Genomic DNA, 19112 nt, shown 5'->3' with positions numbered 1-19112 from the left:
CTTCGGGGCATGCCCTACCCGGATTCGACGCGGGCGTCTTTGACCGCGATCCCGGGCTCACAGCCCCTGCCAACGCAGCACGCCATAGCACCGCCCCCTGCCCGCGAGACACGCCAAAGGAAAACCGCCGGTGGCAGGAGCCACCGGCGGTCTGATCGTCTCGGAGCTGGCAATCAGTTCTTGGCGATGAAGCACTGGCCGCCGGCAGCCTGAAGCTGCGTGCACATCGTTGCCGCATCCTCGCGGGAATACGGCCCGATACGCAGGCGATAGACGGTCTTTCCACCAGCGAGATCCGTCTTCTTGACGATCGGCGACTGGCCGCCGAGCTGGCCAGGATATTTGCGCTGCAGGGCCGCGAATGCGGCGCGTGCTTCCGCTTCGCTGCCGGGGGCAGCGAGCTGCACGGCAAAGTCGCCGGTGCCGCTACGGATCGCGGCGGTGGCTGGAGCAGGCGTCGCAGCGGGGGCCGGTGTCGGAGCAGCACTTGCAACACGCATCGGCGCGGCCGGGGTGGTCGCCGGCGCAGGTGTCGCGACGCGCTCCTGAGCCTTCGGAGCTTCAGGCGCGACGGCCGGCGTCGCAGCTGTACGCTGCCGCGGCGGATTGGTGCTGGCGGTCGAGGATGGATTGAGCGGCAGGTTGCCGCCGAGCCTGGTCGGCGCTGCGCCGGTCGCGACCCCTGCCGCGCCGTTGCTATAGGCCGCGCTCGCGCCGGGCGGAGGCGCCGGCGTGCCGTCGGGACGGATCGAGACAGTCCGCACCCGGCGCGGTTCGCCGAGACCTGGTACGCTGGACGTTGCGATCAGGCCAGCTTCGGCCGGCGACACGGAGCCGCGCTCAGGAGCCGCCGGAGCCTGTGCCAGCGGATTGCCATTGGCTCCTGCCTGCGGCGTCGAGCCGAGTCCCGGCATGACCATCCGGCCCGGCATGGTGCGTGCCGCCTGCTGAATATCGACCGGCTGCTCTTCCCGGCTGACGACCTTGGTCGGGTTCGACGGGCTGTCGCCAGCACGCTCATAAATCTGCTTGTTCTGATTCGGGATTTCGGCCCCGCCGGGATTGGTCGGCGCAACCTTGCTCGGGCCGCCATCGGCCGCGATGACCGGCGGCTGGCCGTCGCTCGTCACGGACGAACCACGCAGGCCCATATAGCCGCCGACACCGATCACCGCGACGGCAATCGCGGCAGCGGCAGCCCAAAGGCCCTTACGCGAGCGCCGCGGCGGCAGGTCCTGATAATCATCTTCGGCCATCAGCGGCGGCTCGGGATAGTCCGCCTGCGTGTCGTGGCCGTAATCCTGATACTGTGCGTTGGCACGCTCCTCGTCGAGGTCACGCGCATCATGCGCCGCAGGCCGGGCGGGCTCCGACCGAGCAGCGCGATAGGGCTCCGGCTGTTCGACCGGCGTCGGAACATAGACCGCGGCCTGCCGGACTGGTTCGGCGGCAGGCGCCGGGCGGGCGATATCCCCGCGGCGAAGCAGCGCCTCGAACTCGTCGAGCGCTCCCAGCATTTCGGCCGGCGGCTGTGCATTGTTGGCGGCAGCAGGCTGCTGGGCCGGCGCCTGGGCAAAAGAAGGCTCCTGGCGCTGCCGGGCGCCCGGCCAGGCTGCAGCGGCGGCCGCTTGCTGCTGCACCGGAGCGGCAGCGGCCCGCGGCGAGAAGAGTTCCTTCAGGGGGTCATCCTGACCGACGATTCGGGTCAGCTCGACAAGCGGGTCGACAGACGCCCCTGCCTTTGGAGGCTGAGCCGCGCCGCGCAGCTGACGCTCGAGGTCATCGAGGTCGAGGGCGAAACGGTTCCTAGCTGGCTCACTCATGGTATGATCCATTCCAGCGCTGTCGGCGCCCGAATGGAACGCCGAACTCTACGCAAGGTCAAACTGACCGACTTTGCGCGCCGCCGGCGATCCTGGCCGTCAACGCATTTCTTCCGGCGCCGCAACCCCGACGACAGCCAGACCGGAGGCAAGGACGCTGCGCACCGCGTGCACGAACGCCAGTCTTGCTACCGTGGATTCTCGATCAGTTTGATTAACGAACCGTAATTGCGGCGAGTCTTTGCCCTTGTTCCAGAGCGAGTGGAACGCGCTCGCCAGCTCATGGACGAAGAATGCCACGCGATGCGGCTCATGCGCGCTGGCCGCTGCATCGATCATTCTTGGATAGGCAGCGATCATCTTGATGATGCCGATCTCCGCCTCGTCGGTCAGCCGCGACAGGTCCGCCTGCGCCAGCTCCGCGGGGGAAAGATCGATGCCGGGGAACGCCTCGCGCGCCTGCCGGAAGATCGAAGCGCACCGTGCATGGGCATATTGGACGTAGAAGACGGGATTGTCCTTCGACTGCTCGACGACCTTGGCGAGATCGAAATCGAGAGTCGCGTCGTTCTTGCGGAAGATCATCATGAAGCGCACCGCATCGCGGCCGACTTCGTCGATGACTTCGCGCAGCGTCACGAAATCCCCTGAGCGCTTCGACATGCGCACCTGCTCGCCATTGCGCAGCAGCCGCACGAGCTGGCAGAGCTTGACGTCAAGCGAGCCCTCGCCATGCGTCACCGCCTTCACCGCGGCCGACATGCGCTTGACATAGCCGCCATGATCGGCGCCCCAGACATCGATCATCTCGGCGAAGCCGCGAACGAATTTCGAGCGGTGATAGGCGATGTCATTGGCGAAATAGGTGTAGCTGCCGTCCGACTTGAGCAGCGGCCGGTCGACATCGTCGCCAAACAGCGTGGCCCGGAACAGGGTCTGCTCGCGGTCTTCCCAGTCCTCGTCCTTCTGCCCCTTGGGTGGCGGAAGCCTGCCTTCATAGATCAGGTCGCGCGAGCGCAGGTCCTCGATCGTCTCGCGCACGGCATCGATATTGCCGTCGACCGCCTGAAGCGAGCGCTCCGAGAAGAAGACGTCGTGAACGACCCCGAGTGCAGCGAGATCGTCCCGGATCATCTCCATCATGCCGTCGATCGCGGCAGCGCGCACCGCGACCAGCCATTCGGACTCGGGCTTGCCCCGCAGGCTCTCGCCATAAGTCTTGGCCAGGCTCTCGCCGACCGACTTGAGATAGTCGCCGGGGTAAAGTCCCTCTGGAATCGCCCCGATCTCCTCACCCAGCGCCTCGCGGTAGCGCAGGAAAGCGGAGCGGGCGAGCACATCGACCTGCGCGCCGGCATCATTGATATAGTACTCGCGGCTGACCGCGTGACCGGCAAAGGCGAGCAGGCTCGACAACGCATCGCCGAAGACCGCGCCGCGTCCATGGCCGACATGCATAGGACCGGTCGGGTTGGCCGAGACATATTCGACATTGATCTTCGGCTCGGGCTGGAGCGCACCTCGGCCGTGATCCAGTCCGGCCTCGATCGCGGATTTGAGAATCCCCGTGAAGACGGCCGGCTGCAGCGTCAGGTTGATGAAGCCGGGCCCCGCGATCTCGGCCTTCGCCACGTCCGGATCTCGCGCGAGCTCCTCGACCAGCAAGGCTGCCAGAGCGCGAGGATTGGTACCGGCCTCCTTGGCGAGCACCATCGCGGCATTGATCGCAAGATCGCCATGGGCCGGGTCCCGCGTCGGCTCGACGACGACGCGGGCGAAGGACAGCCCGGTCGGAATGGCGCCGCGATCTGCAAGCAGGGTCAGGGCGCTGTTGATGCGCGCGGAAAAGGTCTCGAACAGGTTCATTGCGACCGCAAGAATACGAAAACTGGAAGGAAGAAGTGCCCGGGCCTATCGCAGCGACGGGGTCGCGTCAAACAGGCGGCGATGCTCGTCGAGCGCGTACCAATCGGTCATGCCGGCAATATAGTCGGCAATCCGGCGGGCCTTGCGGGGCTCGTCGAGCTCCGTCATCCCGGCCGCCCAGTCGGGTGGCATCGCCTGCGGCGCCGCAGCAAAGCGCGTGAAAAGGTCGCGCACCACATCGGCCGCCTGCTGGCGAATGACCCCGACCCGTGGGTGCCGGTACATGTTGGGATAGAGGAAGGCCTTGATCTGGCGATCGGCCGTCGTGATCGTCTCCGAGAAGGCGACAACCGGCGCTCCCGCGCGGCGGATCGCGTCGGCATCCGTTGGCGCCAGCGCGGCAATGAGCTCCTCGGAGCGCCCGATCACATCCTCGACGAAGCGCGTGATCACCCGGCGCACCAGCTCGTTCGTGGCGCGGGATGTCTCGAGGCCAGGATGCAGCCGCTCGATCTCGTCGAGCAGGTCCGCCAGGAACGGCACGACGCGAAGCTCCGCATGCCCGAACAGCCCTGCCCGCAAGCCATCATCGATGTCATGGGCGTTGTAGGCGATATCGTCGGCGAGCGCGGCGACCTGCGCCTCGGCAGAGGCATGGCTGTCGAGCCAGAGATCCTGCCGCTCCTGGTATTCGACGATCGCCGCCGGGATACCGGTCTTCGCATAGCGGGTGGTCGGCAAGCCATCGGGGCCGATCAGCGGGCCGTTATGCTTGACCAGCCCTTCCAGCGTCTCCCAGCTGAGGTTGAGCCCGTCGAAGCCGGCATAGCGATGTTCGAGCCGGGTCACGATTCGCAGCGTCTGGGCATTGTGGTCGAAACCACCGAACTTGTGCATGCAGGCGTCGAGGGCATCCTCGCCGGTATGCCCGAACGGTGTGTGGCCAAGGTCATGCGCCAGAGCCAGAGCCTCGGCCAGATCCTCGTCGAGGCCGAGCGCCCGGGCGAGTGCACGCGCAATCTGCGCCACCTCGATCGTATGCGTCAGGCGGGTGCGGTAATGATCTCCCTCATGCGAAACAAAGACCTGCGTCTTGTGCTTCAAACGGCGGAAGGCCGTGGAATGGATGATCCGGTCGCGATCGCGCTGGAAATGGCTGCGCGTCGGAGACGCCGGCTCCGCGATCAGGCGGCCGCGGCTCTGGCTCGAACGACAGGCATAGATCGCGCGCCAGCGGTCGCCGGGCTCGCGGTCGGGAGAAAGGCTCTGTGGCTGCGGCATGGCGGACCTATCGACGCCCCCTGCTTGTGCAGGCGCTGCGGCGCAATTACCTTTGCAGACAACAAAGGTGCAAGGAGCATCTGCTTATGTCGACCGATCTTCAGGTCAATCCGCGCGGCATTGCCGTCACCGGCAAGGCCGCGAATCGCATTCTTGCGGTGATGGCGAAGGAGCCGCCCGGCTCGATGCTGCGCGTCAGCGTCGCCGGTGGCGGGTGCTCCGGATTCCAGTACATCTTCGATGTCGACTACGAGAAGGCACCGGGCGACCTCGTGATCGAGCGCGACGGCGCAACCGTCCTGATCGACGAGACCTCGCTGGATCTGCTCGAAGGTTGCACGATCGATTTCGTCGACGATCTGGTCGGCCAGTCCTTCAAGATCACCAATCCGAACGCGACGAGTTCCTGCGGCTGTGGCACGTCGTTTGCCCTCTAGCAGGTAGAGATATCGGCCAGTACCGGCCGACCATGGTCTGCGCCCCCGACACTGCTGGCCCGCAGCGCCGTCCGCTCCGGTGGAACGCATCGTTCGTAATGAATGGCGCCGTACGGCCGGTGCGGCCCCGGGCCGACGGGAACGCCAGCCGAGACAAATTCGTCTTGCCGAACTATCGACCAGCGACCTTTGATGGCAGGTAGAAGCCTACCCAAAACGCTGGCGCGACGTGAACGAGGCATCCTCGATCCTGACCTATCTGAAGGCGGCAGGCCTGGTCGCCGCCGCGACGGCGCTCGCCGCCGCGATCGTTGCCTTGACGCCACTGGAGAGCGTCTCAGCCATCTACATGCTGCCGGTTCTCGCAGCCGCAGTACGATATGGCACGGGCCCGGCCGTCGCCGCGGCGGGTCTCGGGACCTTGATGACCACGCTGTTCTACCCCCCGATCTTCAGCGTTCTGGTGGTTCGTCCCCCGCAACTGATCGATCTGGGCATCTCGCTGATCGTGGCCCTGACGATGGGGCGACTGGCAGGCAAGGTGCGGGCCGACATGCTGCGGGCACGGGATGAAGAAAGGCGGGTGCGGCAGCTCTACGGATTGAGCAGCGACATTGCCGGGGCGAGCGGCGTGGAAGCGATCTACGCAATCGTCGCAGCCCATATCGCCGACGCACTGGCACGGCCCGTTGCTCTGTTCGTAGGCGCAGATCGCAGCAACGTGCGCGCAGTCCATTCCCCCTTCACACATGACGTGACGCTGGCGCTTGCAGCGGAGGTCGAGGCCTTCACAGGTCGAAATGCGGAGACACCGGGCGCAGAGACCGATGTCGCCCGCCTCGCCGATCATAGCCACTGGCTCCTCTGCCATCTCGGCGATCCCCAGCATCCGCAGGCCACCCTGGCCGTGGCTCTGGAAAGGGATCAGGAACCCACGCCGGAGATTATTGCCCAGGCGCGATCGATCCTCGCCGAAGGAGCCAAATCGCTCAACCGGCTGGGACTGTCCCGGGCACTCGAAGAACGCCGGCTACGCCAGCGCACGGATGCATTGCGGGATATTCTAATGGAATCGGTGTCGCACGAGTTGCGAACCCCGATCGCCAGCGTTCTCGGGTCCGCGAGCGTCCTGTCTGTTGCGCCTCAGATTGCGTCGGAGCCGCAGCTGCTCGGCCTGTCGCAATTGATTGCAAGCGAGGCGAAGCGCCTCGACCTGCGCATTCAGAACCTGCTGGACGTCACCCGCATCCGCTCGGGCGCCCTGCAACCCCGCTTCGACAGCATCGATCCCGCCGATATCATCAATGCCGCGCTGGACAGCGCGGCCGAGCGGCTTCGGGAGCGGAAAATCGTGCGAAACTTCGGAAGCGACCTCCCGCTCGTGCGCGTCGATGCCGTCCTGGTCGAGCAGGCCTTGATCAATATCCTGGAGAACGCCGGAAAATTTGCGCCTGCAGGCTCATCGATTGCGATATCCGCCAGCCTGCATAGGGAGCGTCTCGCGATCGACATCGTTGACGAGGGACCGGGCCTGGATGTGCGAGAGGCGCAGCAGGTCTTCGAACGCTTCTATCGCGGCGAACGCCATGCCGACATCGCCGAAGGAAGCGGGCTGGGATTGACCATCGCCAAGATCTTCATCGAAGCGAATGGGGGCGAAGTTTCCGCTCTGAGCGAGGGGCCCGGCAGAGGCACCACGATGCGCATCGTCCTGCCAGTCCCTCCCTCGACGCCAGATTATGCGAGGTTAGACGATGACTGACAGCCCCAAGGCAACGCTTCAACCGCTGGTCCTGATTGTCGATGACGAACCGCAGATCCGGCGGTTCCTGAGGGCCGGCTTCGAAATGCAGTCTTTCCGCGTCATCGAGGCGGAAACCGCGCGGCAGGCGATCGATCTCGCCGTCATGCGCGCTCCGGATCTGATTGTGCTGGACCTCGGGCTTCCCGATGCGGATGGGGCGACGGTGCTCGATACGCTGAGGTCATGGTCGCAATCGGCGATCATCGTCTTGTCGGTTCGCAATGCGGAGGCCGAGAAGGTCGCGCTGCTGGAGAAGGGCGCCGACGATTACATCGTCAAGCCGTTCGGCATGGCCGAGCTCCTGGCCCGGGCACGCGTCGTACTCCGTCGTATCGCCTCCCGCGCGGCCCCTGAGCCGGTCCTGCGCATCGGCAGCCTGTCGATCGACCTCGTGCAGAGGATCGTCAGCCGCGATGGCGGCGCCATTACCTTGTCGCCCAAGCAGTTCGCGCTGCTGCGCGCGCTCGCCGCGCATCACGGCAAGGTCCTGACCCATCGCCAGCTGATCAAGGAACTCTGGCCCCAGAATCCCGACGAGGACGTGCAGTATCTGCGCATCCTGATGAAGAAGCTCCGTAACCGGATCGAGCGCGACCCGGCCCGACCGATCTTTGTCGTGACCGAGCTGGCGATCGGCTATCGACTGCGCACGCAGGAGCAGCTCGATGCAGCCGGATATGCCGAGGCTATGCAATAGGCCTCACCGCGATATGGAACGACTAAGCCCGTAGCTGCTAGCTCCAGAAGCAACCGGACCAGCGCCCCTTCCTGCGCCATCTGGAGTGCAACGTAGCTTCAGCGCGAGGTCGTGGATGTTCAAGCTGTGGTTGGCTCTTGCCACGGTCGGCGGCATGGCTGCCTGCGTCGGGGTGGCCTGGACCTTCTGCCGGCAGCTTTTGCCGCTCGCCCGGTTCATCGATGCCATCGGCGAATATCTCGGCGTCGTTGCGAGCTGGCTGGTGCTGCTCGCCTGCCTGGTCAGCGCCGGAAACGCAACGATCCGCTACCTGATTTCAAACAGCTCCAACGCCTGGCTCGAACTGCAATGGTACATGTTCGGCGGCATGGTGTTGCTCGGTGCGGCCTACACCCTGAAGGTCAATGAGCACGTCCGCGTCGACCTGATCTACGGCATGGTCTCCGACCGCACCAGGCACTGGATCGACCTGCTCGGCGGCGCCGTGTTCCTGATGCCGATGTGCCTGATCATGATCTGGTTCACCTGGCCGTGGTTCTGGCAGTCCTGGGTCTTGAATGAATCCTCGAACAATGCCGGCGGCCTCGTGCGCTGGCCAATCAAGCTTCTCCTGCCGGTCGGGTTCGGCCTGATCCTGCTCCAGGGCATCTCCGAGATGATCAAGCGGGCTGCTGCCCTGCGCGGCTTCCATCAGCACGAATACGCTTACGAAAAGCCGCTCCAATGATCGACGCGATCCGCAGCAATCTGGGCCCGATGATGTTCGGGGGCCTGGTGGTGTTCTTGCTCATCGGTTACCCCGCCGCGTTCTCGCTTGCGGCCGTTGGACTGTTCTTCGGCTTCATCGCCATCGAGATGGGCGTGATCGACCAGTCCTATATGGGCAATCTGACCTTCCAGCTGTTCTCGATCATCTCGAACGACCTGCTGCTGTCGATCCCGTTCTTCACCTTCATGGGTGCGGTGCTGGAGCGGTGCGGCCTGGCTGAGGATCTGCTCGATTCCGTCGGCCAGCTCTTCGGCAAGGTGCGCGGCGGCCTGTCTTACGCCGTCATCTTCGTCGGCGCGATCCTGGGCGCGATCACGGGCACCGTCGCGGCATCGGTCATCGCGATGGGCGTCATCTCGCTGCCGGTGATGATGCGCTACGGCTACAACATGCAGCATGCTACGGGCGTCATCGCCGCCTCCGGCACGATCACCCAGCTCATCCCGCCCTCGCTGGTCCTCGTCGTCCTGGCCGACGTGATGGGCAAGTCGGTGGGGGACATGTACGCCGGCGCCATCGGCCCCAGCATCGTGCAGGTTGTGCTCTTCTGCGTCTGGGTCATGATTCTCAGCGTCATCAGGCCAGAGCAGGTTCCGGCCCTGCCGCCGGAAGCACGCACGCTCAAGGGCTGGCCGCTGGCCTGGAAATGCATTCGCGGCATCGTGCCGTCGGCGGCACTGATCTTCCTCGTGCTCGGCACCATCTTCCTCGGCCTCGCCACACCGACGGAAGCTGGCGCGATGGGCGCCGTCGGGGCGCTGATCCTGGCCGCCATGTACCGCACCCTGACCTGGAAGCTGACCTATCAGGCGATGTCGTCGACGATGCGCATCACCGCGATGGTCGCCTTCATCCTGATCGGCGCCCGCGTGTTCAGCCTCGTCTTCCAGGGCGTCGGCGGTGGCAAGTGGATCGAGCACATGCTGACCGGGCTGCCCGGCGGTCAGATCGGCTTCCTGTCGTTCTCGATGGTGTTCGTGTTCTTCATCGCGTTCTTCCTCGATTTCTTCGAGATCGCCTTCATCATCATTCCGCTGCTCACCCCTGCGGCTGAGAAGCTCGACATCAACCTGATCTGGTTCGGTCTTTTGATCTGCGCCAATATCCAGACCAGCTTCATGCATCCGCCCTTTGGCTTCGCACTGTTCTATCTGCGCGGTATCGCGCCTCCCGAGGTCAAGAGCCGGGACATCTATCTCGGCTCCATTCCATGGATTGTCCTGCAGCTCATCCTCGTCGGGCTTATGATCGTCTTCCCGGGAATGGTGACTTACTGGCTGGACAAACCCGTCGTCATGGATCCGGCAGCGGTTGAAAGGCAGCTCGACAGCATGCCGAAATTCGACCAGCTCGATCTTCCGCTCTTCCCTCAGAAGAATTAGGCGCGCGAGGGTCTCCTCGCGCCAGGGGCCACACTTTGGCGACCTGCCGGCTCGTCCGCGAAGAAGGCCTCACTCGCGGCTCGGGGCCCCGGAAGCCGCGCATGGCATCGGGCCACTCTCCGATATCTCCAACGAGAAAAGGCGCCCGTAAAGGGCGCCTTTTCCTTGATCTAGATCGACTTGCCGGCACTCAGTGCGAGCTGATCGCGCCGCCCTGCTCCAGCCGAATCTCGGCCGCCATCAGGCCCTTCGGCCCGGGTCCATAGCGCACCAGCACCGTCTGGCCGGGGATCAGCTCGACGATGCCGTAGCGACGCAAGGTCTCCATATGGACGAAGATGTCCGGAGCCCCCTCGCCCTTCGATACGAAACCGAAGCCGCGCAGGCGATTGAACCACTTCACCACCATGCGCTCGAGCCCGCTCGTCGGAGCGACAGAGACATTGGTGCGTGCCAGCGGCATCTCCGCCGGATGGCGCCCGGCCGAGGTATCGATCGACATCACGCGCACGGCCTGACGTCCACGCGCTTTCTCGATCGCTTCCAGAACGATGCGGGCCCCTTCGGCAATCGCGTTGAAGCCGTCGCGTTTCAGAATAGTGACATGGACGAGCACGTCGGCGCCGCCATCCTCAGGAACCACGAAGCCGTAGCCCTTGCTGACATCAAACCACTTGACGTAGCCGACGACCTCGACGCTTGCGTCGTGATCGAAGCCTTCGCCTCCGTCCAGCCGCATGATGCGGTTGAGTGATTGAATCGGACCGACCGGTGGCCGCCCGCTCTCACCGAACTCGTCGGACATGTCCCGCTCATCTCCGCGCGAACTGTTTGATTCGTGCCGATACGATACCATCGGTTCGAAGGCGCGATACAGCCGGCTTGGCGTCATCCACATCATCGCGATGGGCACCGCGGCAGATTGGCAACGCTTTTGGCGCGCTCAGCCGGCCAACCGGCCGAGCGCGGAGCCGATCTCGGCCCGCACCACGAGATCGGCGATCGCGTCGGGCTCCGTCGGCTCGCGGTTGATGATCACGAGCTTCGCTCCATTGCGCTTGGCGATCACCGGAAACGTCGCGGCCGGAAACACCACCAGCGACGAGCCCGCAACGAGGAAGAGATCCGCCCGCATGGTCAGCGCATGCGCACGTCGCATCGCCGCTTCCGGCATGGCCTGGCCGAACGAGATCGTCGCAGACTTCACGATGCCGCTGCAGATGATGCAGCTCGGCGGCTCTCCGCTTGCCTCGAAGCCCGGGCGGATCGCGGCCAGTTCATGCCGCCAGCCGCAGGTCAGGCAGGTGGCATAGGTGCCGTTGCCGTGCAGTTCGATGATCCTGTCCTCGGGGATGCCGGAATCCTGATGCAGCCCGTCGATATTCTGCGTGATGACTCCGGGAGAGCGACCTTGGGCCACCAGATTTGCAAGTGCGTTATGGCCGCGATTGGGCATCGCACCGGCAAAATGGTCATCCATCGCGAACTTGCGCCGCCAGGCTTCGACGCGCGCCTCGCGGCTGGCGACGAAAGCGTCGAATGGGATCGGTCTGTGGATCATCCAGGGCGAGCCGGGCGACCGGAAATCCGGCACGCCGGATTCGGTCGAGATCCCGGCTCCGGTGAAACTGACGATCACGGCGGCGCGGTCGAGCAGCGCGTGGAGTTCGTCGATCGCGTCGTTGGTCTCGTCCTGCATGGGCCCCCGCCTTTGCTGCTGCCTATATGAGCGCTGCCCCGTGCTGCGGCCAAGCCGATTGACGCGGAGCCGGACGCGCCTCAAAGCTGCCGTCATGCTTCAGACTGTCCGCCCTCCGCTGAACCCCGACCTTCTCGACACCGGCACGCCGCCGATCCCGCAGGCGCAGGGCTGGGCTCGCTCCTATGACGGCCGCTCCGGGCCGCTGATCGATCTTTCGCAGGCCGTGCCAGGCTCGCCACCGCCCCTATCCCTGCTGCAGCGCCTTGGCGACGCCGCCGCCCTGCCCGATCTGACGCGCTATGGCGCGATCACCGGCGATCTTTCGCTGCGCGAAGCCTATGCCGCCGAGATCGGCAGGATCTATGGCACTCCATTTGCGCCGACCGAGATCGCCATCACCTCCGGCTGCAACCAAGCCTATGTCGTCACCATGATGGCGCTCGCCCGAGCCGGCGACAATGTGCTGCTGCCGGCGCCCTGGTACTTCAATCACGAGATGACGCTGACCATGCTCGGCGTCGAGGCCCGCCCGCTCCCCTGCGATCCGGCTTGCGGCTTCGTTCCGGATGCCGAGCAGGCGGAAAACCTGATCGATGCGAAGACCCGCGCGATCGTGCTGGTGACGCCCAACAATCCGACCGGCTCGGTCTATCCGCCCGAGACCATTGCGGCCTTTGCCGCGCTCTGCGCGAGGCGCGGAATCTGGCTGGTCATTGACGAGACCTATCGCGACTTCCTGCCGGACGGAGTGAAGGCACCGCATGAGATCTTCGCCACAAGCAGCTGGCGGGATTCCGTGATCGGCCTCTACAGCTTCTCGAAGGCCTATGCCGTGCCAGGCTGGCGCCTTGGCGCCATCACCGCCGGAGAAGCGGTCGTAGAGCAGATCGGCAAGGTGCTCGACTGCGTCCAGATCAGTCCCGTGCGGGCCGGCCAGCAGGCGGTTGCCTGGGGCATCGACGGCATTCGCGACTGGCGCGAGACCAACCGTGCCGAGATCAATGCGCGAGCAGGCGCCTTCCGAGCCGCGATGGCGCCGCTGAACGGCTGGCAGGTGCTCGCAGCCGGGGCCTATTTCGCCTATGTCGCGCATCCATTCGCGGACGTTCCCGCGGCAGAGGTGGTGCGGGCCCTGGTCGGGGAGCGTGGCGTACTCGCTCTGCCCGGCCCCTATTTCGGCCCCGGGCAGGAACAGCATCTGCGCATCGCCATCGCCAATGTCGGCAAGGAACGGATCGGCGAGATCGGCGAACGGCTGGCGGGCTTTACGCTCTGAATGAAGCTCGAAGGTCATCCCGGGCCGCCAATGGGCGACCGGGACGACCATTAGCCAGAACCTTACCGAAGCAGGGCGGCGTAGCGCTCGCGATAGGCGTAGACGAGCAGACCACCACTGACGATCAGGATGAGTGCGACCGGTAGGCCCTGCGGATTGATGGTGAAGTGGAACAGCACGATCACGGCCATCACCGGCGCAATCAATGCGAGCCCCAGGGCCGGCACGATATTGAGAAGCAGGCTGAGCGCCCCGACAAGATTGACGCTCTTCAGAAAGGGCCAGAAGAAGCCGGAATTCTGCAGAGCGAGCTCGAATTCCATGCCCTTCGGCGAAGTCGGCGGATGAATCAGATGGCTCCCCGTCGCCAGGAACCAGAAACTGTCGACTGCGCTGACCAGGAAGATCAGGCCGAGCAAAAGTCGCGGCATGGTGACAAGCAGGATGTGCTTCATGAGAGCGCCCCCCAGCGCTTTCGTCGTGGACAGCGCGACCGATGGAACCGCACTCCCCTCCTGTCAAACGCTTGCGATCACATGGTTGCGCCGATCTGCCAGGGCACGAACTCGGCATCGCCATAGCCGAGCTGCTCGGATTTGGAGCGCTCGCCGGACGCAACGCGCAGCAGCGTCTCGAAAATCTCGCGGCCCTTCTCCTCCAGCGTCACGCCATCAAGGATGTCCCCGCAATTGATATCCATGTCATCGATCATCTTCTCGTAGATCGGCGTATTGGTGGCGAGCTTGACCGAAGGTGTCGGCTTGCAGCCATAGGCCGAGCCCCGCCCGGTGGTGAAGGCGAGGATGTTGGCGCCGCCCGCGACCTGCCCCGTCGCCGCGACCGGGTCGTAGCCAGGGGTGTCCATGTAGACAAAGCCCTTCGATTTCACCGGCTCGGCATAGTGATAGACGGCCGCCAGCGTCTTGGTGCCGCCCTTCGCCGCCGCACCCAGCGACTTCTCCAGGATCGTGGTGAGCCCGCCCGCCTTGTTACCTGGCGAGGGGTTGTTGTTCATGCTCATGCGGGCGCGCTCGGTATACTCCTCCCACCACTTGATCACGCCGACGAGCTTCTCGCCGACCTCGCGCGTAGCAGCGCGGCGGGTGAGCAGGTGCTCGGCTCCGTAGATTTCGGGCGTCTCGGACAGGATCGCCGTGCCGCCATGCTCGACCAGGATGTCGACGGCAGCCCCCAGCGCCGGATTGGCCGTGATGCCGGAATATCCATCGGATCCGCCGCATTGCAGGGCCAGCGTCAGCTCCGAGGCCGGTACCGTCTCGCGCACGGCGCGGTTGGCGATCGGTAGCATCACCTTCAGCGCCTCGATGCCGGCGGCGACGCTCTTCCTGGTGCCGCCGGTCTCCTGAATCGTCATGGTGCGGAAGATGTCGCTCTCCTCGACGCCATAGGCTTCCTTCATGCGCTTGATCTGAAACCCTTCACAGCCGAGGCCGACGACCAGCACCGCCGCCATGTTGGGGTTGCAGGCATAGCCCCACGTCGTGCGCTTCAGCACCTCGAAGCTCTCGCCATTGTAGTCGATGCCACAGCCGGTGCCGTGGGTCAGCGCGATGACGCCGTCGACATTGGGGTAATCGGCCAGAATGCCCGAGCGCTTGACCTCCTCGGCCATGAAGCGCGCAACCGAGGCCGAGCAGTTCACCGAAGTGAGGATGCCGACATAGTTGCGCGTGCCGGCCCCACCACCCTTGCGGCGAAACCCCTCGAACGTCGCCTGCTGTTCGACCGGCAGCACGAATTCAGGCTTCGCCTCGGCACAGAAATCATAGTCGCGCTCGAAGGCATGGAAGCCGGTATTATGCTCGTGCACCCATTCGCCAGGCGGGATATCGACCGTGGCAAAGCCGATGATCTGGCCGAATTTGCGGATCGGCTCGTCCTTGGCAATTGGGGCCAGTGCGACCTTATGGCCGCGCGGAATGCGCTTCAGGGCGACGACACCCGCTGCGGTGACGCCTGCATCGATCGGATCGACCGCGACCGCGACATTGTCGGCGGCATTGAGCTTCAGCGTACGCGGCGGCAAAACCTTGTCGAGCATGAGAAGAACCGTCTGCTTGGGGGTGGCGACCCTGGGCCGCGCTCGTCCAAGACATGCGCCTGTCCTGCGCTTTTTTCAATCGGTTGAAAGTAAGCCCGGCCTTGCATGCGACGCCGGAGCAGCGGCGGCACTTATCGCTCGACCAGGACATTGAGCTGCATGGTCGGATGGATTCCGCGCGAGTCCTGCTATCCGACCGTCTTGGCAATGCTGTTTCTCGATCGCATTGCCACATTCGTCGGCGGCGACCTTCCGGGTCCTCGGCGGGCCCGCAGCTTCATCCCCGACGCAAGTCAGCGCGGGACCCAAGTTCGAACTCGAACCAGCCCGCCGCGTACCGTTCAGCCGCGCCGGCACGACGCCGGAATTCTACCTGATCTCGAAATCCCTCGCCAACCGCACCCGGATGCGGGCACAGAACCGATCAGCGTGTCAGTGCAGCAAGCGTCTCGTCGACGATCGCATCCTTGGCCAGTTCCACCGACACGACCAGCGGGTGCTCATCCGCCCCGGGCTCTTCCAGAGCCGCGAACTGGCTGTCGAGCAGAGCCGGAGGCATGAAATGGTGCTGGCGCGCCGCCATGCGCTCGCCGATCAATTCGCGCGAGCCCTTGAGATAGACCAGCGCCACATCCGGCCGGTCGCCGATGATGACGCGGCGATAGGCGCGTTTCAGTGCCGAACACGTGACGATTCCGTTCTTGCCGGTCGCGCGCAGCTCGTCGATCCAGGCCGCGATCGCCGCCAGCCAGGGCTTGCGGTCCTCATCGTTCAACGGCGTACCGCTCGACATCTTGGCAACGTTCTCGGGCGGGTGGAAGGAATCCGCATCACGAAACGGCCAGCCCAACCGCTCGGCCAGACGCTCGCCGAGCGAGGTCTTGCCGGAGCTGGCGACGCCCATGACGACGATGACGGCCGGCATCTGCCCATGCGGGGAAGCGCTCATGACGCTCACGGCTTCTTCGGCTCGACATGCCCGCCGAACCCGGCGCGCATTGCCGAGAGCACCTTCTCGGCGAACGTGTGGTCCTTGCGCGAACGGAAGCGGGTGTAGAGCGAGGAGGTCAGCACCTCGGCCGGCGTCGCGGTCTCCACCGCGGCCTGCACCGTCCAGCGCCCCTCGCCCGAATCCGAGACATGACCGGTATAGGCAGACAGCTCCTCGTCGGCGGCCAGTGCCTCGGCCGTGAGATCGAGCAGCCAGGAGGTCACGACGGAACCGCGCCGCCAGACTTCGGCAATCTCCGCGACATCGAAATCGAAGCCGTATTCGGGCGGCAGACCGTCCTTCGCCGAGGCATTGCGCAGGAGGTCGAACCCTTCGGCGAAGGCCTGCATCATGCCGTATTCGATGCCGTTATGGACCATCTTGACGAAATGGCCGGCACCGACCGGGCCGCAATGCAGATAGCCCTGTTCGGATGCCGGGTTGCGGCCCTCGCGGTGCCGGCTCGTCGGGATCTCGCCCTTGCCAGGTGCCAGCACCTTGAAGATCGGCTCCAGACGGTCGAAGCTCGCCTTGTCGCCACCGACCATCAGGCAATAGCCGCGCTCCAGCCCGTGAACGCCGCCGCTGGTGCCGATATCGAGATAGTGCAGTCCCTTCTCCGCGAGCTCCTGCCCGCGCCGGACGTCGTCCTTCCAGAAGGCGTTGCCGCCATCGATCAGCGTGTCGCCGGGCTGGACGAGGGCCGCGAGCTCGGCGAGCGTCGCCTCTGTGATCTCGCCGGCCGGGAGCATCACCCAGATCGCCCGCGGTGCCTTGAGCTTCGAGACGAGATCGGCGAGATCGGCGGCAACCACCGCGCCTTCACTTGCCAGTGCCGCGCCGGGCTTGGGATCACGGTCGTAGACCACGCATTCGTGCCCGGCCTTCATCAGCCGGCGGACGATATTGGCTCCCATGCGGCCGAGGCCGATCATTCCAAGCTGCATAGCAAAGGCTCCTGCCGGGGATCCTGAACCGGCTTTGGGAGCGCTTCATGCCTCTTGCAGCGGGCTGGAGCAAGCGGAACCCGGCAGGGGTCAGCCGCGCTGCAGTGCCCGCCAACGTCCTGGGGGCACGCCATAGGCGCGGCGAAACTGGCGGGTCAGGTGGCTCTGGTCGGCGAACCCGCAGGCCATCGCCACCTCGACAAGCGAGGTATCACCGAGCAGGAGCCTGCGTGCCTGCTGAACCCGGCGCATCACGAGATAATGATACGGGCTGGTGCCGAAACAGGCGCGAAAATGCCGGGCCAGAGTGAAGCGATCGAGGCCGACAATGGCTTCGAGTTCGCGGGAGGCCACCACCTCGTCGCGATGGGCGTCGAGATATTGGCGGGCGCGCTCGGCGGCAGGCCGGTCGAGCACGTGCCCCGTCGGCCGCGCGGCCGATGGATCGAGCGCGAGCAGCGCTTCGGCGAGCGGCAGCAGGATATCCTCGGCGGCGATCTCGTCGAGCGGCGCGTCGAGATCGCGCAAGGCATGGGCTACCGCGCGAACGAGCCGCGCATCCTGCGAGACTGCGGTCGAGACGAAAGGCAAGGCGCAGCCCTGCGCTCCCAACGCCTCCCGGATCAGCCGCGGCTCGACATAGAGCATGCGGTAGCTGAACCCCTCCGGAATCCCGGCGCGCCCGTTATGGATCTCGTCGGGATGGAGCACGATCGCATGTCCGCTCAGGCTGTCGCACCGGCTGCCGCGATACTCGAAGCTCTGCACCCCGGACAGCGTCAGCCCGAACGCATAGGTGTCATGGCGATGCGGATCATAGGCAAAGCCGCGGAAGAACGCCTCCATTCGCTCGATGCCGTCTACGCCCGAGCCCGTGCGCACCCAGTCGGCGCCCTCCGGCCCGCACGATCGTTCAAGACGAGCCTTCCCGGCTTCGGTTAGCGATTGGGTCATGCGTTACGATACCAAGATCGCCATCGTGGTACGCGAGAATCTCGCTCCCTGGCAAAAACTCAATGTTGCGAGCTTCCTGGCCGGAGGGCTGGTCGGCGCTTCGCCCGAACTCGCGGGCGAAGCCTATCGCGACGGCTCCGGCCGTTTCTACGGCCCTCTGATCCGCCAGCCCGTCCTGATCTTTGCGGCGGCAGGCGAGCAGTTGAAGCAGGTTCTGGAGCGCGCCCGCGCCCGTGGCGTGCGCCCGCATCTCTATACCAGCGAGCTGTTCACGACCGGCAACGATGGCGACAACCGGGCCGCCGTCGCCGCCGTGCCGACCGAAGCGCTGGATCTCGTCGGGCTGGCGCTCCACGCTGAACGCAGGGAAATCGACAAGATCGTCAAGGGCTTGGCCCTTCACACCTGAATCAATCTCTGAACCTGCGCCCCGTCGAGTTCGCCCATCGCACCGGAGAGCACGATCTCGCCGCGATCCATCACGAACATCGTGTCGGCGAGTTCGCGCGCGAAGTCGAAATATTGCTCTACCAGCACGATCGCCATGTCGCCGCGCTGGCGCAGATAGTCGATGGCGCGGCCGATATCCTTGATGATCGAGGGCTGGATGCCCTCGGTCGGTTCGTCGAGCACCAGCAGTTTGGGTCGGGTGACCAGCGCCCGCGCGATGGCGAGTTGCTGTTGCTGGCCTCCCGAGAGGTCTCCGCCGCGTCGTCCCAACATGGACTTGAGCACGGGGAATAGGTCGAACAGGTCATCCGGGATGAAGCGGCTGCGGCGTGGCAGCGGCGCGAACCCGGTTTCGAGGTTTTCCTTGACGCTTAGCAGCGGGAAGATCTCGCGCCCCTGGGGCACGAAGCCGATGCCGGCCCGCGCCCGATCCTCGCTGCGCAAGCTCGAGATGTCCTCGCCCGCAAACCTGATGCGCCCGCCGCTGATCGGCTGCTGGCCGACGATGGCGCGCATCAACGAGGTCTTGCCGACGCCGTTGCGGCCCATGACGCAGGTGACCTTGCCGGGCTCGGCCGCGATCGAAACCCGGCGCAGGGCCTGCGCCGCGCCGTAATGCAGGTCGATGGCTTCGACGTTCAGCATCGTCCGATGTCCAGCCGCTTCGCCCG

18 protein-coding genes are annotated in these 19112 nt (G+C 65.2%); 7 read left to right on the top strand and 11 right to left on the bottom strand.

What is annotated here, in order from left to right:
- Positions 1-173 precede the first annotated feature (173 nt).
- From BIWAKO_RS20760 to BIWAKO_RS20750, 3 genes are all read right to left on the bottom strand, one after another.
- Positions 174-1823, bottom strand: a complete 1650-nt coding sequence (locus tag BIWAKO_RS20760; protein ID WP_176733366.1) for an SPOR domain-containing protein — start codon at positions 1821-1823, stop codon at positions 174-176.
- Between the two features lie 99 nt (positions 1824-1922).
- Positions 1923-3689 carry an arginine--tRNA ligase gene (gene argS / locus BIWAKO_RS20755; protein WP_069880253.1) on the bottom strand — a complete coding sequence of 589 codons (1767 nt, stop codon included), beginning with the start codon at positions 3687-3689 and terminating at the stop codon, positions 1923-1925.
- Between the two features lie 45 nt (positions 3690-3734).
- Positions 3735-4970, bottom strand: a complete 1236-nt coding sequence (locus BIWAKO_RS20750; protein WP_069880252.1) for a deoxyguanosinetriphosphate triphosphohydrolase — start codon at positions 4968-4970, stop codon at positions 3735-3737.
- Positions 4971-5056: 86 nt separating this feature from the next.
- Here BIWAKO_RS20750 and BIWAKO_RS20745 point away from each other — a divergent pair, with 86 nt between their 5' ends.
- From BIWAKO_RS20745 to BIWAKO_RS20725, 5 genes are all read left to right on the top strand, one after another.
- Positions 5057-5407 (top strand): HesB/IscA family protein, encoded by a 351-nt coding sequence (locus tag BIWAKO_RS20745; RefSeq protein WP_069880251.1) that lies wholly within the window; start codon positions 5057-5059, stop codon positions 5405-5407.
- Positions 5408-5636: 229 nt separating this feature from the next.
- A complete protein-coding gene (locus BIWAKO_RS20740) occupies positions 5637-7169 on the top strand; it encodes a sensor histidine kinase (protein ID WP_069880250.1) in 1533 nt (510 codons plus the stop codon).
- The gene (locus tag BIWAKO_RS20735; protein WP_069880249.1) at positions 7162-7908 is read left to right on the top strand and encodes a response regulator; all 747 of its coding nucleotides are present in this window, start codon (positions 7162-7164) and stop codon (positions 7906-7908) included. The genes BIWAKO_RS20740 and BIWAKO_RS20735 overlap by 8 nt, the downstream gene beginning before the upstream one ends.
- Positions 7909-8062: 154 nt before the next feature.
- Complete coding sequence (locus BIWAKO_RS20730; RefSeq protein WP_069882662.1) at positions 8063-8635, top strand: TRAP transporter small permease subunit; 573 nt, start codon at positions 8063-8065, stop codon at positions 8633-8635.
- Positions 8632-10059, top strand: a complete 1428-nt coding sequence (locus tag BIWAKO_RS20725; RefSeq protein ID WP_069880248.1) for a TRAP transporter large permease — start codon at positions 8632-8634, stop codon at positions 10057-10059. The genes BIWAKO_RS20730 and BIWAKO_RS20725 overlap by 4 nt, the downstream gene beginning before the upstream one ends.
- Positions 10060-10249: 190 nt before the next feature.
- Here the strand turns inward: BIWAKO_RS20725 and BIWAKO_RS20720 are convergent, their stop codons facing one another.
- Together BIWAKO_RS20720 and BIWAKO_RS20715 are read right to left on the bottom strand one after the other, a co-directional pair.
- Positions 10250-10864, bottom strand: coding sequence for a cold-shock protein (locus BIWAKO_RS20720; protein WP_043233048.1), 615 nt, complete (start codon positions 10862-10864; stop codon positions 10250-10252).
- A gap of 138 nt (positions 10865-11002) precedes the next feature.
- On the bottom strand, positions 11003-11758 hold the full coding sequence (locus tag BIWAKO_RS20715) for an SIR2 family NAD-dependent protein deacylase (protein WP_069880247.1): 756 nt from the start codon (positions 11756-11758) through the stop codon (positions 11003-11005).
- A gap of 94 nt (positions 11759-11852) precedes the next feature.
- Between BIWAKO_RS20715 and BIWAKO_RS20710 the strand changes: the two genes are divergently transcribed.
- On the top strand, positions 11853-13037 hold the full coding sequence (locus BIWAKO_RS20710) for an aminotransferase (RefSeq protein WP_069880246.1): 1185 nt from the start codon (positions 11853-11855) through the stop codon (positions 13035-13037).
- Positions 13038-13099: 62 nt separating this feature from the next.
- Here the strand turns inward: BIWAKO_RS20710 and BIWAKO_RS20705 are convergent, their stop codons facing one another.
- The 5 genes from BIWAKO_RS20705 to BIWAKO_RS20685 form a co-directional block, all read right to left on the bottom strand.
- Positions 13100-13492, bottom strand: coding sequence for a hypothetical protein (locus BIWAKO_RS20705; protein WP_069880245.1), 393 nt, complete (start codon positions 13490-13492; stop codon positions 13100-13102).
- Positions 13493-13569: 77 nt separating this feature from the next.
- Positions 13570-15099 carry a UxaA family hydrolase gene (locus BIWAKO_RS20700; RefSeq protein ID WP_069880244.1) on the bottom strand — a complete coding sequence of 510 codons (1530 nt, stop codon included), beginning with the start codon at positions 15097-15099 and terminating at the stop codon, positions 13570-13572.
- A 424-nt stretch (positions 15100-15523) separates the two neighbouring features.
- Positions 15524-16048, bottom strand: a complete 525-nt coding sequence (locus BIWAKO_RS20695) for a gluconokinase (RefSeq protein ID WP_069880243.1) — start codon at positions 16046-16048, stop codon at positions 15524-15526.
- Positions 16049-16053: 5 nt separating this feature from the next.
- Complete coding sequence (gene gnd / locus BIWAKO_RS20690; RefSeq protein WP_069880242.1) at positions 16054-17037, bottom strand: phosphogluconate dehydrogenase (NAD(+)-dependent, decarboxylating); 984 nt, start codon at positions 17035-17037, stop codon at positions 16054-16056.
- 90 nt (positions 17038-17127) lie between these two features.
- Complete coding sequence (locus tag BIWAKO_RS20685; protein WP_069880241.1) at positions 17128-17991, bottom strand: AraC family transcriptional regulator; 864 nt, start codon at positions 17989-17991, stop codon at positions 17128-17130.
- On the opposite strand from BIWAKO_RS20685, the gene BIWAKO_RS20680 reads away from it, so the two are divergent.
- A complete protein-coding gene (locus tag BIWAKO_RS20680; RefSeq protein ID WP_069880240.1) occupies positions 17990-18400 on the top strand; it encodes a DUF2000 domain-containing protein in 411 nt (136 codons plus the stop codon). The genes BIWAKO_RS20685 and BIWAKO_RS20680 overlap by 2 nt on opposite strands.
- On the opposite strand, the gene urtE is transcribed toward BIWAKO_RS20680, so the two are convergent.
- Positions 18391-19086, bottom strand: a complete 696-nt coding sequence (gene urtE, locus BIWAKO_RS20675) for an urea ABC transporter ATP-binding subunit UrtE (protein WP_069880239.1) — start codon at positions 19084-19086, stop codon at positions 18391-18393. The two genes, BIWAKO_RS20680 and urtE, sit on opposite strands and share 10 nt — an antisense overlap.
- Positions 19087-19112: the final 26 nt, after the last annotated feature.

The sequence above is a fragment of the Bosea sp. BIWAKO-01 genome (assembly GCF_001748145.1).
In the GTDB taxonomy this organism is placed as follows: domain Bacteria; phylum Pseudomonadota; class Alphaproteobacteria; order Rhizobiales; family Beijerinckiaceae; genus Allobosea.
The sequence above is the reverse complement of the archived record's forward strand: the minus strand, read 5'-3'. Positions and strand labels throughout refer to the sequence as shown.